Below are 14980 nucleotides of genomic sequence, written 5' to 3'. Positions count from 1 at the left end.
TCATGCAACAAGAATTAATCCGTCAGACGCCGCTGTGGGCTGAGAACTGGCCAATTGCCTATTCAGTCATTCAAGCGATTGTCATCTTACTGGTTGTGGTATTGATTGCTGCACTCATGTCTTTTATTGAGCGTCGTTTACTGGGCTTATGGCAAGACCGTTATGGTCCGAACCGTGTAGGTCCAGGCGGTATGTTCCAGATTGTAGCCGACATGCTTAAAATCATGTTCAAAGAAGACTGGACACCAAAATTTGCCGACAAACTTACGTTCCGTATGGCACCAGCAGTTGCAATGGCAACTGCGGTACTGTCGTTCATGGTTATTCCTGTATCACCTTATTTAGGTGTGGCAGACATGAGCATTGGCCTGTTGTTCTTTATGGCAATGGCAGGTATCGCAGTGTATGCGGTGTTATTTGGTGGTTGGTCATCAAACAACAAATACGCATTGCTTGGTGGTTTACGTTCAGCCGCTCAAACCATTTCTTATGAAGTGTTCTTGGGTATTTCACTCATGGGTGTGGTTGCTATTGCAGGCTCATTCAACATGCGTGAAATTGTTGAAGCGCAACGTGATGTTTGGTTTGTGATTCCACAATTCTTAGGTTTCTTGATTTTCGTGGTTGCAGGCGTTGCGGTAACTCACCGTCACCCATTTGACCAACCAGAAGCAGAACAAGAATTGGCTGAAGGTTATCACGTCGAATATGGCGGTATGAAGTGGGGGATGTTCTTCGTTGCAGAATATGTCAACGTGGTACTGATCTCTGCGCTTATCGTGACTCTATTCTTCGGTGGATGGCTAGCGCCGTTTAACCTTGAAATTCCATTCATTCCAGCAGCTTTCTGGTTCATTATCAAAACAGCATTCTTTGTGATGATGTTTGTCTTGGCTCGTGGTTCTTTAATGCGTCCACGTTATGACCAAGTGATGAACTTTGGTTGGAAAATTTGCTTGCCATTGGCGCTTGTTAACCTTTTGGTAACTGGTGCTGTGATTCTTATGAATCATTCGGCCTAAGACAGCAGGGAGAACAATATGTTTAAGTTTCTAGCTGGGTTTGGGTCAATTGTACGTTCACTGTGGATGGTTTTCTCACACGTGACACGTAAACGTGACACCATTTTGTATCCGGAAGTGCCAGCCGAAGAAATTGTACCTCCACGCTTCCGTGGTCGTATTGTGTTAACACGCGATCCAGATGGCGAAGAGCGTTGTGTAGCATGTAACCTCTGTGCAGTTGCCTGTCCAGTTGGTTGTATTTCACTGCAAAAAGCAGAACAGGAAGATGGTCGTTGGTACCCAGAGTTTTTCCGTATCAACTTCTCACGCTGTATTTTCTGCGGTATGTGTGAAGAAGCATGTCCAACGACTGCAATTCAGTTAACACCTGACTTTGAGTTAGGTGAATATGTGCGTCAAGACTTGGTGTATGAGAAAGAACACTTACTCATTTCAGGTCCTGGTAAATATCCTGACTACAACTTCTACCGTGTAACGGGTATGGCTGTTACAGGTAAAGACAAAGGTCAAGCGCAACGTGAAAGCGCACCTATTGATGTACGGAGTCTATTACCATGATGTGGCCGTTTTATTTGATGGCACTCGTGGCCATTGTTTCTACGGTTCGTGTAGTGACTAACGCGAACCCAGTACATGCTTTATTAAGCTTGATCGTGTCATTACTTGCGGTTGCAGGCATGTTCATGATCGTGGGTGCACCATTTGCTGGCGCCTTGGAAATCATTGTTTATGCGGGTGCGATCATGGTCTTGTTCGTATTCGTGGTGATGATGCTCAACCTTGGTCAGCAAACTGTTGAGCAAGAGCGTAAATGGTTGACTTCATCAACTTGGGCATACCCAGCTTTGATGAGCTTCCTGATTGGTTTGGTTTTAGTGTGGTCATTAAGCTCAGACTACACTGCACCAAGCGCACTTATGGGCACCGAAATGGTGGGTCCAAAAGCAGTGGGTCAAGCACTCTTTACTCAGTACTTATTGTTGGTTGAAGTTGCCGCAATGTTATTACTTGCAGCTTTGGTTGCAGGCTTCCACATCGGTAAACGTGAACCAAGTGCAGAAGAGGAAAAAGAATAATGGGCAACATCCCTTTAGAACATGGTTTGATTGTCGCAACCATTCTTTTTGCACTCGGTTTTTACGGTGTGATGGTGCGACGCAACCTACTATTTATTTTAATGGGCCTTGAAATCATGATGAACGCTGCGGCATTGGCGTTTGTCTTGGCTGGTAGTGCATGGGTACAACCAGATGGTCAGATCATGTTTATCCTGATCTTGACACTTGCTGCGGCAGAGGCGTGTATCGGTCTTGCGATCGTCCTTCAGTTCTATCATCGCTTCCATCATTTGGATGTGGATGCTGCTAGTGAGATGCGCGGATGAGTTATTTATATCTAACAGTATTGTTTCCGCTCATTGGTTTTATCCTTTTAGCGGCAGGGCGTAACAACTTACCTGAAAAAGTTGCTGCGATTATTGGCGTAGGTTCAGTCGGTCTGTCTGCATTATTTGCGTTAATTGCAGGCATGGACTTTGTGAACAACGGTTCAGTTGCAACGACTCAACATTTATGGACTTGGTTCAATGTAGGTGGTTTTGCACCTGCGTTTAGCTTGCACTTAGACGGTTTATCTTTGCTCATGCTGGGCATGATTACAGGCGTGGGTTTCTTAATTCACATCTTTGCATCATGGTATATGCGTGGTGAAGAAGACTTTGCACGTTTCTTCTCTTACTTCAACCTGTTCGTTGCGAGCATGTTGCTGTTGGTTCTAGGCGATAACTTAGCGTTATTGTTCTTAGGTTGGGAAGGTGTAGGTCTGTGCTCTTACTTGCTGATTGGTTATTACTACCAAAACCCTGCAAATGGTTTTGCGGCAATCAAAGCATTTACCGTAACACGTGTGGGTGACGTTTTCTTACTGATTGCATTGTTCTTGCTGTATCAACAATTCGGCACCTTGAATACGCAATACATCGTAGAAAATGCAGCCAATGTAATGACTCAAAGCTCATCCATCACCATTTGGACAGCGTTAATGTTGTTCTTGGGTGCTGCGGGTAAATCTGCACAAATTCCGTTGCAAACTTGGTTAGCCGATGCGATGGCAGGTCCTACACCTGTATCTGCATTAATCCACGCTGCAACCATGGTAACTGCGGGTGTTTACTTATGCTGCCGTATGTTCAGCGTATTTGAACTTGCACCTGAAGTGATGTTATTCATTTCAATTACAGGTGCTGTGACCTTGCTAGTTGCTGGTTTTGCAGCATTGGTTCAAACCGACATCAAACGTATTTTGGCTTACTCAACTATGAGTCAGCTGGGTTATATGTTTATGGCAGTTGGTGCAGAAGCATACCAAGCGGGTCTATTCCACATGTTAACTCACGCATTCTTCAAGGCATTATTATTCTTGTCTTCTGGTGCGGTGATTTTGGCTTACCATCACGAACAAAACATTTTCAAAATGGGTGGCTTGTTCTACAAGAACAAATTCCTGTTTGCATGTTTCGCGATTGGTGGCGGTGCGTTGGCAGCGATTCCATTCTTGACCATTGGTTTCTTCTCAAAAGACGCTATTTTGGCAGCAGTTTGGACGCAAAGTCATATCGCAGGTATTCCGCTATATAACACCTTATATTGGGTGGGTGTAGCAGGTGCATTCTTAACGTCAATTTATACATTCCGCTTAATTTGGGTTGTATTCTTTGGTAAAGAAAACACACCGTATCACGAGATCAAAGGCGCAACTTACTGGTTCCCATTGGCAGTGCTTGCAGTACTTTCAACTGGTTTAGCGATTGTATTAAAAGCACCAGTGATGAGCATTCTTGATGCTGCAAAAATCCCAGCATTTGTGATTCCTGAAGCATTAGAAGCAGGCGCACATGGTGCAGAGTATGTTGCAATTGGTGTGGCTTTGGCTGGTTTAGCAGTAGGTGTGGTGTTATTTGCCTTTGCTTACAATGCTGTAAAAGGTTTTGCGCAAACTTCATTGGGCGCAGGCCTTGCCAACATTTGCCGTAATGCACTTGGTTTCGATGCGTTGTATGACATCGTATTTGTAAAACCATTCTTGCTGATTGCCAAACTATTAGGTCGTGATCCAGTTGATGGTATGTGGTTGGTACTGCCTGCACTGGTGAAAGGTGGTCATAGCTTCACAAGTTCACGTCAAACAGGTTCATTGCGTGAGTACGCATCAAGTATGGCACTTGGTGTGGTGGTCTTACTAATGATCTTGATCGTGATTCAGGTCGTGGGGAAATAAGATGGATACTCCAAACAATTTAATTCTACCCGCGCTGATCCTTGTTCCGTTCATTGCAGGTTTTATTTGCTGGTTGGTCGATAAACTCGACGATAAATTACCGCGTTACATTGCTTTAGTGGGCATGCTTGTTACTTTGGGCTTAACTGTCGCATTGTGGCAAGGTGCTAGCTATAACTATGAATTAGGCGCTCAAGTTCCAACTTGGTCGGCTGAATTTATGCTGCCTTGGATTCAAACCCTAGGCATCAACATTCACTTAGCGGTGGATGGCTTATCTTTACTCATGGTGGGTTTAACTGCATTACTGGGTATTTTAGCGGTAGGCTGTTCATTTGGTGAGATTCAAAAGAACGTCGGTTTCTTCCACCTTAACCTTTTATGGTCTTTGGGTGGGGTAATTGGCGTATTCCTTGCGATTGACTTGTTCCTGTTCTTCTTCTTCTGGGAGATGATGCTTGTACCAATCTACTTCCTGATTGCGTTATGGGGTCATAAAGGTTCAAACGGTCGTTCACGTGTTTACGCTGCAACCAAATTCTTTATCTACACGCAAGTTGCTGGTTTAATCATGTTGATTGGTATCTTAGGTCTAGTGATCTATGGATACATGATGTCAGGTACTATTTCATTCAACTACAACTATTTATTGGCTGTAGCGAATACCCTTGACGCACAATTACCAGCAGTCGCTTATGCTTTCATGATCTGTTTATTCATCGGTTTTGCGGTAAAACTTCCAGTTTTCCCATTACACGGTTGGTTACCAGATGCACACGCACAAGCGCCTACAGCGGGTTCTGTCGACCTTGCAGGTATTTTGATTAAAACTGCGGCATACGGCTTATTACGTTTCGTGATTCCATTCTTCCCAGCGGCTTCTGCTCAGTTTGCAGACATTGCCATTATTTTGGGTTTAATTGGTGTGTTCTACGGCGCGTGGTGTGCTTTCCAGCAAACCGATATGAAGCGTTTACTTGCCTATACCTCAATTTCGCACATGGGCTTTGTATTACTTGCAATTTATGCAGGTAATATCCTGACTTACCAAGGCTTAATGATCATGATGTTGGCACATGGCTTGTCATCTGCAGCATTGTTCATTATGTGTGGTCAAATTTACGAGCGCGTACATACACGTGACATGCGTTTAATGGGCGGTATTCGTGGTCAATTCCAATACCTTTCATTCTTCCTCATGTTCTTTGTGGCTGCGTTAGTCGGTATTCCTGGTTTAGGTAACTTTATTGGTGAATTCCTGATTTTAATGGGTTCATTTGAACAGTTCCCAGCCTTCACAATTATTGCGGCAATCAGTTTAGTTTTTGCAGGTGTTTACGGTTTAATCCTGATTCACAAAGCCTTATTTGGTGTACCAAATGAAGAGCAAAAACAACACTATGCAAATCCGTTAAAAGATTTAAATGCACGTGAAGTTGTGATTCTTTCAATTTGTGCGCTGGGTCTAGTATGGCTTGGTCTGTATCCACAAACCTTCCTTGATATTTCAAATTCAAGTATGGCGTGGTTAGCAAATAGCTACATCCCAGTTCAAGAAGTAGTTGAAGTTACACAAGAAGTAACAGCTCAACTCGAAAATGTGGAGATCCAATAAGCCATGAACTTCACAATGTCATTTTCTGAGCTTATGCCTTTAGCTCCTGTGATGATCGTGGCTTTAACTGCGATTATCGTGATGATCCTTACTGCAATTAAGCGTAACCATAACTTAATTGCTACAGCATCAGTGGTGGGCTTGAACCTCGCTGCGGCTTACCTTTTACTCATGATGTTTGGTGGGAACTTTGCTCCTGCCAGCGTGATGGGCATGTTTATGATTGATCCGTTCACCTTGTTATATCAACTGGTGATTCTGATCGCAGCATTGGCATGTTCTACTTTGTCTCATGCTTATATTGAGACCTATAAAGACAACCGCGAAGAACTTTACATCTTGATGTTATGTTCTGTAGCGGGTGCTATGTTGATGGTATCAAGTTCGCACTATGCATCGTTCTTCATTAGCCTTGAGTTAATGTCAATTCCTGTTTATGGCTTATTGGCATATACCCACCAGCGTTCTAAATCTTTAGAAGCGGGTGTGAAGTACTTAGTATTGTCTGCAACTGCATCAGCAATGTTGCTTATGGGTATGGCGTACATTTATGCGTACACAGGTTCATTGTCGTTCTATGACTCTGTTCAAGCATTAATGCAAAACATCCAGCAACCTTTGGTAATTTTAGGTTTAGGCTTAATTGTCTTTGCTGTGGCATTTAAACTGTCTTTGGCGCCATTCCACAAATGGACACCAGACGTTTATGACGGTGCGCCTGCACCAATCGCAACCTTCCTTGCGACTGCAGCGAAAGTAGCAACCATTGGTTTGTTCGTGCGTTACATTTTGGGTTCAGGGGCAATCCTGATCGACTCGATTGTAACTATCATGACCATTATTGCCGTGCTTTCAATTTTGGTGGGTAACTTCCTTGCTGTACGTCAAGTGAACTTGAAACGTATTTTGGCTTACTCATCAATTGCACACTTTGGTTATTTGTTGATTGGTTTGATCAGCATGACTTATGCAAGCTTGGGTAATGTCAGCGTTTATGTGATTACCTATGTCTTGACGACTATTGGCGCGTTTGGTGCAGTGGCATTAATGTCTAGCCCATACAACAACGTAGCAGAAGCTGAAAGTTTGGCTGACTACCGTGGTTTGTTCTGGCGTCGTCCAGTATTGACTGCTGTATTAACCGTGATGATGCTTTCTCTTGCAGGTATTCCATTAACTGCAGGCTTCATTGGTAAGTTCTTGGTGGTGATGGCTGCGGTAACGACTCAGCACTGGTTCTTAGCTGCGATGATCATCGTGGGTTCAGGTATTGGTTTGTACTACTACTTGCGCGTTATGGTGGTGATGTATATGACACCGCCAGATGAACCAAAAATGGATGCTGTCGATCATTGGGGCCAAAAAGTGGGCGGTATTATGGTATTGGTTGCAGCTTTAGCGGTATTGGTGATTGGTGTTTATCCAGACCCAATTATCAAAATGGCACTTGAAGCTGAAATTTTGTCACCCATCCATTTCATGCTGTCACAGCAATAATTTGAAAGAAGTTTAACTTTCAGTCAAAAAGCCTTCATAAATTGAAGGCTTTTTGGTTTATATACACAATAAAAACAGCATATAATAAAATGATATTTGCTTTTCTTTCCTTTTAGGTGTTCTCCCGTGGCTATTCATGAAATCCGACATCCGCTTATTCGTCATAAATTAGGGCTATTACGTCGTGCTGATATCAGCACCAAAAACTTCCGTGAATTGGCACAAGAAGTCACCATGTTGCTGACTTATGAAGCGACCAAAGATTTGCCTATGGTCGAGCACGAAATTGCGGGTTGGAATGGTGCAGTCACTGTAGACCGTATTGCGGGTAAAAAAATTACGGTTGTGCCTATTTTACGTGCAGGTATTGGCATGTTAGATGGTTTCTTAAACTTGATTCCAAGTGCCAAAGTGTCTGTACTTGGCTTGGAACGTGATGAAGAAACTTTAGAAGCGCGTACGTACTACAAAAAATTAGTACCAGATGTACAAAACCGTATTGCGATGATTATTGACCCTATGCTTGCCACAGGTTCATCTTTAGTGGCAGCGATTGATTTGCTCAAAGCCAGTGGTTGTAAAGACATTCGTGTGATGGTTTTGGTTGCAGCGCCAGAAGGCATTCAACGTGTAGAAGCCGCGCATCCAGATGTGGTGATCTTTACTGCATCGGTAGATGAAGGTTTAAACCAAGATGGTTATATTGTGCCTGGCTTGGGTGATGCAGGCGATAAAATTTTTGGTTCAGTGCAAAAAGATTAAGCCGAATGTCGGTGAAAAAGAGGCATTAACTGCCTCTTTTTTATATACTCATATAAAGTGCAGCTCGTAAAAGGTTAAGCCATGAAATCTGAACAATATCAAGGGAAAATCAAACAATATAATGCCGAAAAAGGCTATGGATTTATTGCCGCACCTGAAGGTGAAGTGTTTTTCCATATCTCGGATTTTCCTGCGGCTGAAGGCGAGCCAAAGCGCAATGATCGCGTTAAATTTAATGTGGTTCAAAATGGTGATCGTTATAAAGCCATTAATATTGAACCTGTAGAAGATAAATCCAAAAAAGCAAAAAAAGCCAAAGCGGTTGCTGCGAATACGTCGATTACGTCTGCATTGTTATCAAACTTAAAGCGTTAGTTTTAAATGTTTTCATGCACAGAAAAGAGGCATTTTCGCCTCTTTTTTTGTACAATAATCAAAAATTAACGTGAAAAGAGTAATTTATGTTTTTAGAAGGGAAAATAAAAACTTATAACGAAGAACGAGGCTTTGGTTTTATTCAAATAGAAGGAGAGCCTAAAGATTTATTTTTTCATATTAAAGATTTTCCCAATAAAAATATTCCACTAAAAGTGGGAGAAAATCTAAAATTTCGTAAAGTAGAAGAAAATGGCAAGTTCAAAGCAGATAATATTATCCGTCTAGATATTAAGGTTGCAGTCGAAAGGCATACACCTCAATCAAGGGCAATTCATACGACAAAGCAGAATCATAAAAGACAGCAGAAGTCTGAAAATAACTCATCCAATTTTGTTACTTATATTGGTATATTGATTATATTCGGCTTGGCTTATGCAGTATTTAATAAGTACCAAGCTTGGCAAAATAGTCAGCCTGAAGCTTTATCAGTACAAAAAGTAGTAGAAGTTCCTGTTGTTGAACAGAACTTTACTTGTGATGGGCGTGAGCACTGTAGTCAAATGACGTCTTACGAAGAAGCATTATTCTTTATACGAAATTGTCCAAATACTAAAATGGACGGTGATGGTGACGGCATACCGTGTGAGAGTCAGTTTAATCGCTAAAAAAAGAGTACCATCATCGGTACTCTTTTATAAACTATTTCGCGTCGCAAAACTTCATAAATGCCTTTAAGCCAGGCCCTTGGTATTTCTGACGATGCACCAACATGAATAACGGGCGCGTCAGTTGCCAGAAAGGTGTATCTAAAATCACCAATTGACCTTTTTCTAGTAAAGGTTCAATCGCCAATCGTGAAATACACGACATACCAATCCCACCTGCGACAATTTTTAAAATCGCTTCGTTATGACCCAAAGTTAAACGAATATTGGCATCAGGCAGGTCTTTTAAAATTGCATTGTCAAACACTTCACGGGTACCTGAACCTTCTTCACGTAAAATCCACTCGGCGTCTTCAAAATCTGCGATACTTAAAGCACGGTTTAACTGCGCTAAAGGATGACTTGGCGCACAGCACACTGCAAGTTCATCATCACGCCAATGAATACATTGGAGTTGGGGTAAGTGACAAGAACCTTCAATCAGTGCTAAATCTAGCTGAAATTGGTTTACAGCTTCAATCATTTGGCGGGTATTGCCCACTTGTAACTGTAAATGCGCCTGCGGCTGAATTTGCAAAAAGTCTGCCATTAAATCAGGCATCAAATAGTCACTAATGGTAAGAGTTGCACCTAAACGCAAATCAATACTTTGTAGCTCGCCTTTAGCGGCTTGCTCAAATGCTTCACAACGACCCAAAATTTCTAAGGCTTGTGGCAATAAAAAACGACCCAAATCATTTAGTTGTAGACGCTTACCCAAACGGTCAAACAGTGGAGCACCCAAGCCATCTTCCAAATCTGCTAAGGCCATGCTTGCAGCACTTTGGGTGAGCTTAACGGCATCACTGGCTTTGGTTACTGTCCCTTCTTGGGCAACTGCTACAAAAACCGCCAACTGGCGTAAAGTCATGCGCATGAATCAAGCCTTAACATTTAAAAATATTCATAAATTACCCCAACATGCTAACATGAGCACAGTCTTTCATGCCACGCTCAAATCATGTCAATTGAAAAATTTACTTTAGAAAAAGTGCTTTCGGTTCATCGTTGGACCAACACCTTGTTTAGCTTCACCATGACTCGTCCTGCGCACTTTAAATTTACCGCAGGGCAGTTTGCACGTATCGGGTTAAAAGTGGGCGATGAATTGGTAGTACGTGCTTATTCGGTGGTGTCATCACCCTTTGATGAAACTTTAGAGTTTTTCTCAATTGTCGTGCCAGATGGTGCGTTTACTTCTAACTTGCAGCACCTTCAAGTGGGGGATGAGCTGTACTTGGAAAAAATCCCTTATGGTTTTTTGACCTTGGCGCGTTATCAATTGCCTGCCCCACACGATTTATGGTTACTGGCCACAGGTACAGGTCTTGCACCGTTTTTATCCATGCTGCAAGATTTTGAAACATGGACAAAATATCAACATATTTATTTGGTTTATAGCGTGCGTACCGAAGCTGAATTGGCTTATGTCGATAAAATTCACGAGATTGCCGAAACTTTTGGCGAAGGGCATACAGGCTTTAAATTTATCCCAATTATCACTCGCGATCCTCAAGCTGATTTGCATGATCGTTTGCCTATATTAATTGCAAATGGTGAACTTGAACAGGCTGCGGGTAGTGTACTCAACCCTGAAACCAGCCATGTGATGTTATGCGGTAACCCTGCCATGGTCGATGACACCAAAGAAGCCTTAAAAGCGCGTGGTTTAACCATGAACCGCCGTGGGGAAGGCAATATTGCAGTTGAAAATTATTGGTGAGGATGTGATGCAACTATTCAAATATCAACTGTTCAAATATATAGCCAGCGCAGGGCTGATGTTTATAGTCGCACAAACCGTACAGGCTGAAACGGTGGAAACTCAGGTTGCTGTGCAAGATCACGTACTCATTTATGATGGGCCACTTAGCCCTGAAGCCAACGCACGTGCAGCGGAATTACTTAAACAGTCAGACAAAATTGATACCTTAAAAATCAACAGTCGTGGTGGCGAGATCAGCTTAGGTATTGATTTGGGTAATTTGGTCTTTGGCCATCAACTGAATGTTGAAGTTGGACAGTATTGCTTTTCTTCTTGTGCCAATTATGTATTTCCTGCGGGCAAAGTAAAATATTTAAACTTGCGTAGTCAGTTGGGTTGGCATGGTGGCAGTTTGCAAAAAATGCAATTTGAAAGTGCCGAAATGGAACAAATGTATAATGAATATATTGGCCCAATCCGTGCAAAGGAAACCGCTTTTTTTCAGAAAATTAAAGTTCAGCAAAGCTCAACCATTGCAGGGCAGACTCCTGAATATGAGAAGTATCAAGACTGTGTCGGTTGGCGTTATACATCTAAGAAAATGCGCAGTTTTGGCATAGATCAGGTGCGTTTTAAGCAGGTTTTGTGGCTGCCTAAATCGAGTTTTGAAAATAAATGTATTTTCACAATTCGCTAAAAATTGGTTGTTGAGGTGATCTTCACCATTCATATAAAAACCTCATCTACAACGCTGCAGATGAGGTTTTTGCTTGGTGCGATTCAATTTTGAAAGCAACTTTTGAACGCAATGCTTGAAAGTGACTCTTCAAAGAAATTAGTGCACAAACATATCCATATATTCGCGGATTTCCTGAATCGCGCTATCGACATCGCTACTTAGCCAAGTCGGTTCAAAAAAACCTGCATAATGCTCTAAGCGCTCTTGAGGAACCACCAAACGCACAGGACATTCTTCTTCAAGTAAGCGCCACGGTAAAATTGGCACTTCATTATCCAGAAATGCAGCAATGTTGCGAATATCAATGATCATGGCATTCACACAATCTGGAAATGGCATGACCGAAAATTCTTCGGTACGACGACGGAAATATTCCAAATCGCCCCATTTGAGCAGATAGCTGGGCTTGCTAAATTCAATAATACCAATGAGATGCCCATCACGGGTATAGTGCAAGGCACATTGATGAGTGACGTCAGTGTCAAGATCAAGCGATACACTTTGTTGACGATACGCCATAAAGTTCAAAGTACACAAAAAAACGGTACGTGATTATAGCGCATTTCCCCGTGAGAGGCAGCTTTGTCGATATTGGGCAACATAGGTGGTACTTGAGGTATATTACATCTTTTCACCATCTTGCTATGTATTGTCACACAATAAGCGTGAGGAGCTTGTTAGTATGAAAATTCATCAGATAAATACATAAGTGAGGGGAACATGCCGCATGATTTCAATAAACCACCTCATGTAAACTCAGCTGAAGACATTAAGCGAAAAAAACGTATTCCAGTCTATATGCTTCTACTGGTGGGAATCTTTTTATTGGCATTGCTGATTTACATGATGGCGGATCGCAATCCGAGTCCGAGCGAAGCACCTCCTGGACATCCTAATCCAACCGTACAACAAGCAACGCCAAATAGCACGACAACGGGCACAGCTGGAGATGAAGCACGTGCAGAGGACAGCAATACTGCAACAGCAACAGATCGGTAGCTTAGCCTAAGCGTCAAAAATTCATATTTACAAATTCAGCCTTGCCTAGATGCAGGGCTTTTTTGTGGATTTTCGCAAGGTTTATTGTCCCTCCTTTGTAGAATTGTTGCGATTCTGCATCCTAAGGTTGAATAAAAAATATGCAAATTCTATGGTGAATAGAGCTTTACTCAATAATTTGAATCGATAAAAAGCAGTTTTGCGCCGTGGTGCAAACCTAAAAATGAAGCTAATCACCATGAGGATTAAACAAGATGAATGATTATTTTAATGGGAACCTACATGGCAGAGGTTTTGATGCCATGTATTATTGGGAGCAATTTCAACCCATTTTTGCTGCAGTCGCAATTTTACTTGTCGGGTGGGTGATTGCATTATTGGTCGCGGGTGGAATTAAAAAGGTTCTACAAAAATTAGGCACCGATCAAAAATTATCAAATGCAACGGGGCATCGTTCAAATATTGAAGTGATTGTGTCACGGGTCGTGTTTTGGGTAATTTTAATTATTGCAGTCATTGGTGCGTTGAACGTGTTGAATCTGACCAGTGTCAGTGGGCCATTCAGTAATATGATTCAGCAGTTCTTATTGTTTATTCCTTCTTTACTGGCTGCTGTTGCTGTTGGTTTTATTGGTTGGATTTTGGCAAATCTGGTTAAAGTGGGGATGCAAAAACTGTTGGCACGTACTCAGTTGGATGAAAAACTCAGTGCCGATGTCGGTGTGAGTGGTTTAAGTCAAAATATCAGTGAAATTGTTTATTGGCTGATTTTATTGCTGTTCTTGCCAATTGTGCTGTCAATTTTAGGCTTAAACGGTCTGTTGTTCCCTGTGCAAAACATGGTGAATGAAGTTGTGCTGTATTTACCGAACATCTTCATTGCAGGCGTGATTGTTTTTGTAGGATACATTCTGGCAAAAATTGTTCGTGGCATTGTCGAAGGTTTATTGGGTAGCTTGAATATTCAACAGCATGCTGAAAAAGTTGGCATCTTCAAAAATTCAAATTTACCTAAATTACTCGGTTCGTTTGTTTTCGCCTTGGTGATCATCACAGCCTTGATTATTGGTTTTGAGGCACTTGGCATTGAAGCCATTTCACAGCCTGCGACTGCCATGCTGTATGAAATTATGAATGCGATCCCGCATATTATTGCGGCAGGTCTGATTCTTATTTTGGCTTATGTGGTGTCGCGTTTTGTAGCCAATATTGTGGTGGAAGTGGTTGCAGGCACAGGAGTCGATGGTATTCCTGCCAAACTCGACTTACAGCGCTTTTTAGGTACAACTAAAATTTCATGTGTGGTTGGTTATCTGATCGTATTCTTTACCATGCTATTTGCGGTATCTGAAGCGGCGAACCGTTTGGGCTTTGATCAAGTCAGCGGCTTGATTGCCATGTTTATCCAGTTTGGTGCAGATATTCTGTTGGGTGCTGTCATTTTGGTGGTGGGTTTCTGGCTAGCGAATTTGGTCGCCAAAGTGGTACAGCGCGGTGAATATAACAGCTCGCGTTGGTTGGCAAACTTAGTCCGTATTTTAATTATGGGCTTGGTGGTAGCCATGGGCTTACGCGCGATGGGTATTGCAGACTCTATTGTGAACTTGGCCTTTGGTTTAACTCTTGGTTCTGTTGCAGTGGCTTTCGCACTTGCCTTTGGTTTAGGTGGTCGTCAACCTGCAGAACGTGTGTTAACTGATTTGATTGATAAAGCCAAACGTGAGGCGAATCAACCGAATCCGTTGCACAAAACAGAAACGGCAACGTCAGCATCAAATGTGATGACACCTATTGTATCTGAGCAGCCACAAGCGTCTGTAAGTGATGTGACTACAACACCTGAAGCGGCAACTGATCATGCTGTGCCAGATACGTTAAAGGTTGATCCTGAACATCCACCAGTCAATAACCCATTTGGTTCGACAGGTGAGGCTGAACCAGATGTCGATGAACATCCAAAAAATGACCCGAAATAACCTGTTCAAATTTTGATTTGAATCGCTAAGATGATCGACCAATCACCGTATTGGTCGATTTCTTTTCGGTATTCATTAAAAAAGAGGAAAGACTAATGTCCAAATCAGCACCCGATAAGTTTTTTGCCCCAATCGTGATTGCTGGCATCACCATCGGCTTTTTTGTTGCAGCCTATAAATTTGTTTTTGCCAAGCCAGAAGCCACCGCAAAACCAACTGAAAATTTTGAGAAAAATCATCCAAAAGAGGATAGACCAAGCTCTTAAATTATGTTAAAAATTAATCAACTTTGGCAGGAATGAGC

At 42.2% G+C, this 14980-nt stretch carries 17 protein-coding genes; 15 read left to right on the top strand and 2 right to left on the bottom strand.

Annotated elements, in window-relative coordinates; all coding sequences use genetic code 11:
* The first annotated feature begins 2 nt into the window (after positions 1-2).
* The 10 genes from nuoH to FTU98_RS02340 all read left to right on the top strand — a co-directional run bounded on the left by nuoH (position 3) and on the right by FTU98_RS02340 (position 9218).
* Positions 3-1022, top strand: coding sequence for an NADH-quinone oxidoreductase subunit NuoH (gene nuoH / locus FTU98_RS02385; protein ID WP_004975457.1), 1020 nt, complete (start codon positions 3-5; stop codon positions 1020-1022).
* 18 nt (positions 1023-1040) lie between these two features.
* Positions 1041-1583: an NADH-quinone oxidoreductase subunit NuoI gene (gene nuoI / locus FTU98_RS02380; protein WP_004975460.1), complete on the top strand. Its 543-nt coding sequence runs from the start codon at positions 1041-1043 to the stop codon at positions 1581-1583.
* Positions 1583-2101 (top strand): NADH-quinone oxidoreductase subunit J, encoded by a 519-nt coding sequence (gene nuoJ / locus FTU98_RS02375; RefSeq protein ID WP_171062597.1) that lies wholly within the window; start codon positions 1583-1585, stop codon positions 2099-2101. The genes nuoI and nuoJ overlap by 1 nt, the downstream gene beginning before the upstream one ends.
* Complete coding sequence (gene nuoK / locus FTU98_RS02370) at positions 2101-2409, top strand: NADH-quinone oxidoreductase subunit NuoK (RefSeq protein ID WP_004975463.1); 309 nt, start codon at positions 2101-2103, stop codon at positions 2407-2409. The genes nuoJ and nuoK overlap by 1 nt, the downstream gene beginning before the upstream one ends.
* Positions 2406-4301 carry an NADH-quinone oxidoreductase subunit L gene (gene nuoL, locus FTU98_RS02365; protein ID WP_096901802.1) on the top strand — a complete coding sequence of 632 codons (1896 nt, stop codon included), beginning with the start codon at positions 2406-2408 and terminating at the stop codon, positions 4299-4301. The genes nuoK and nuoL overlap by 4 nt, the downstream gene beginning before the upstream one ends.
* 1 nt (position 4302) lies before the next feature.
* Complete coding sequence (gene nuoM / locus FTU98_RS02360; RefSeq protein ID WP_004975471.1) at positions 4303-5916, top strand: NADH-quinone oxidoreductase subunit M; 1614 nt, start codon at positions 4303-4305, stop codon at positions 5914-5916.
* A 3-nt stretch (positions 5917-5919) separates the two neighbouring features.
* Positions 5920-7413, top strand: a complete 1494-nt coding sequence (gene nuoN, locus FTU98_RS02355; protein WP_180050283.1) for an NADH-quinone oxidoreductase subunit NuoN — start codon at positions 5920-5922, stop codon at positions 7411-7413.
* A gap of 126 nt (positions 7414-7539) precedes the next feature.
* Positions 7540-8175, top strand: coding sequence for a uracil phosphoribosyltransferase (gene upp, locus FTU98_RS02350; protein ID WP_004975475.1), 636 nt, complete (start codon positions 7540-7542; stop codon positions 8173-8175).
* Between the two features lie 81 nt (positions 8176-8256).
* Complete coding sequence (locus FTU98_RS02345) at positions 8257-8550, top strand: cold-shock protein (RefSeq protein ID WP_004975478.1); 294 nt, start codon at positions 8257-8259, stop codon at positions 8548-8550.
* Between the two features lie 86 nt (positions 8551-8636).
* On the top strand, positions 8637-9218 hold the full coding sequence (locus tag FTU98_RS02340; protein ID WP_179996972.1) for a cold shock domain-containing protein: 582 nt from the start codon (positions 8637-8639) through the stop codon (positions 9216-9218).
* Positions 9219-9252: 34 nt separating this feature from the next.
* Here FTU98_RS02340 and gigC read toward each other — a convergent pair whose 3' ends face one another.
* The gene (gene gigC, locus FTU98_RS02335) at positions 9253-10134 is read right to left on the bottom strand and encodes a LysR family transcriptional regulator GigC (RefSeq protein WP_004975482.1); all 882 of its coding nucleotides are present in this window, start codon (positions 10132-10134) and stop codon (positions 9253-9255) included.
* A gap of 84 nt (positions 10135-10218) precedes the next feature.
* On the opposite strand from gigC, the gene FTU98_RS02330 reads away from it, so the two are divergent.
* Both FTU98_RS02330 and FTU98_RS02325 read left to right on the top strand, forming a co-directional pair.
* On the top strand, positions 10219-10980 hold the full coding sequence (locus FTU98_RS02330) for a ferredoxin--NADP reductase (RefSeq protein WP_180050280.1): 762 nt from the start codon (positions 10219-10221) through the stop codon (positions 10978-10980).
* A 7-nt stretch (positions 10981-10987) separates the two neighbouring features.
* Complete coding sequence (locus tag FTU98_RS02325; protein ID WP_154320450.1) at positions 10988-11659, top strand: hypothetical protein; 672 nt, start codon at positions 10988-10990, stop codon at positions 11657-11659.
* Positions 11660-11797: 138 nt separating this feature from the next.
* Here the strand turns inward: FTU98_RS02325 and FTU98_RS02320 are convergent, their stop codons facing one another.
* A complete protein-coding gene (locus tag FTU98_RS02320) occupies positions 11798-12220 on the bottom strand; it encodes a hypothetical protein (RefSeq protein ID WP_004975486.1) in 423 nt (140 codons plus the stop codon).
* A 201-nt stretch (positions 12221-12421) separates the two neighbouring features.
* Here FTU98_RS02320 and FTU98_RS02315 point away from each other — a divergent pair, with 201 nt between their 5' ends.
* The 3 genes from FTU98_RS02315 to FTU98_RS02305 all read left to right on the top strand — a co-directional run bounded on the left by FTU98_RS02315 (position 12422) and on the right by FTU98_RS02305 (position 14942).
* Positions 12422-12700, top strand: coding sequence for a hypothetical protein (locus FTU98_RS02315; protein ID WP_004975487.1), 279 nt, complete (start codon positions 12422-12424; stop codon positions 12698-12700).
* 254 nt (positions 12701-12954) lie between these two features.
* Positions 12955-14676 (top strand): mechanosensitive ion channel, encoded by a 1722-nt coding sequence (locus tag FTU98_RS02310; protein WP_180050277.1) that lies wholly within the window; start codon positions 12955-12957, stop codon positions 14674-14676.
* A gap of 95 nt (positions 14677-14771) precedes the next feature.
* Positions 14772-14942 (top strand): hypothetical protein, encoded by a 171-nt coding sequence (locus FTU98_RS02305; protein ID WP_180037861.1) that lies wholly within the window; start codon positions 14772-14774, stop codon positions 14940-14942.
* Positions 14943-14980: the final 38 nt, after the last annotated feature.

Source organism: Acinetobacter sp. YH12211 (assembly GCF_013418015.1).
Lineage (GTDB): Bacteria > Pseudomonadota > Gammaproteobacteria > Pseudomonadales > Moraxellaceae > Acinetobacter > Acinetobacter towneri.
This window is presented reverse-complemented; position numbering and strand designations above follow the sequence as displayed.